The organism is Rhodoplanes roseus (assembly GCF_003258865.1).
Lineage (GTDB): Bacteria > Pseudomonadota > Alphaproteobacteria > Rhizobiales > Xanthobacteraceae > Rhodoplanes > Rhodoplanes roseus.
This window is the reverse complement of record NZ_NPEX01000559.1, coordinates 1-1399: the sequence shown is the minus strand read 5'-3', so window position 1 is coordinate 1399 and position 1399 is coordinate 1. Positions and strand designations below refer to the sequence as shown.

Below are 1399 nucleotides of genomic sequence, written 5' to 3'. Positions count from 1 at the left end.
CCGGCCCGGTCGCGCCGCCCCGGGACGACCGAGAAAACCTGAAAGCTCCCCGTCCCACGGTCCTGCCCACTCTGCATCAAAACCACTCTAGCCAAGCGGCGCGCCGTCCTGCACACTGACGGCCAAGCAAGGACGAGCCCGGCGCACGAACGACCGGGCCGAAGAGGACAACGTCGGGGAGAGGAGATTTTTCGCGCGTCTGGCGCACTGCATCACCACGTTTCATCGCGCGCACGCGTCGTTGCGCGCACGCGTCGTCGAGGCTGCACGTATCGGAGCACCGGCGCGCGCTTCGATCCGCGTCGCACGTGGTGCCGTTCCCTCGTCGGCGTCTCGCCGGTCGCGTCGCCATCCCTTCGCCGGACCGCCTCCGGCGGCGGCGAACCATCCGTCGCGCTCCGGCCCAGGCCGGGCGCGTCCCCACGAACAAGTCCGTCACCGAGGACATCGATGCTCGAACTCGATCTGGTGCTGAACGCGTTGGTGGCCGGCCTGCTGCTGGGCGGCTTCTACGCCGCCGTGACGGTCGGCATCTCGATCTCGTTCGGCATTCTCGACATCGTCAACATCGCGCATCCGGCCTTCATCATCCTGGGCTCCTACGTCGCGTATCTGGCCAACGCGGCGTTCGGGATCGATCCGATCGTGGTCGGGATCCTGGCGCTGCCGATCTTCTACGCGCTCGGCGCCGCGATCTATCAGGTCTATTTCCTCGCCTTCGAGAAGCGCGGCCAGGATTCGCTGCGCGGCCTCGCCTTCTTCTTCGGGCTCCTGTTCATCACCGAGGTCGGGCTGATCCTGGCCTTCGGCGTCGACTATCGCTACGTCAACGCCGTCTACATGGACCGGTCGCTCGACCTCGGCATCCTGCAGATCCCGCTCCGCATGCTGGTGCCGTGCCTGGTCTCGCTGCTGATGCTCGCCGTGCTGCAGCTCCTGCTCACCCGCACCTTCATCGGGCGCGCCGTGATGGCGGTGGCGCAGGATCAGGTCGCGCTGCAGCTCATGGCGGCCGATCCGGTGAAGATCCGCCGCATCGCCTTCGCGGCGTCGATCGCCACCTGCGCCATGGCGGGCGCCTTCCTGATCGTCATCCAGCCGATCGAGCCGTCGATCGGCCGCGAATACATCGGCCGCGTGTTCGCCATCTGTGTGCTCGGCGGGCTCGGCAGCCTGCCCGGCACGCTGATCGGCGCCATGCTGCTCGGCGTGGTGGAAAGCATGACGGCGACCTTCTACGGCCCCTCTTGGGCCCCCGCGGTCGGCTTCGGCCTGCTGCTGATCACGCTGGCGGTGCGACCCGCCGGCTTGTTCGGACGCTGAGCGATGCAGGGCGTGATCATCGAAGCAAAGAGCCCCCCACCCCCGCCCCCTCCCCGCCACGAGCTTCGCTCGCGGG

General features: G+C 68.1%; 1 protein-coding gene. It reads left to right on the top strand.

Going from position 1 to position 1399, the window contains the following annotated elements:
- Positions 1–450 precede the first annotated feature (450 nt).
- Positions 451–1323, top strand: coding sequence for a branched-chain amino acid ABC transporter permease (locus tag CH341_RS31215; RefSeq protein WP_111423573.1), 873 nt, complete (start codon positions 451–453; stop codon positions 1321–1323).
- Positions 1324–1399: the final 76 nt, after the last annotated feature.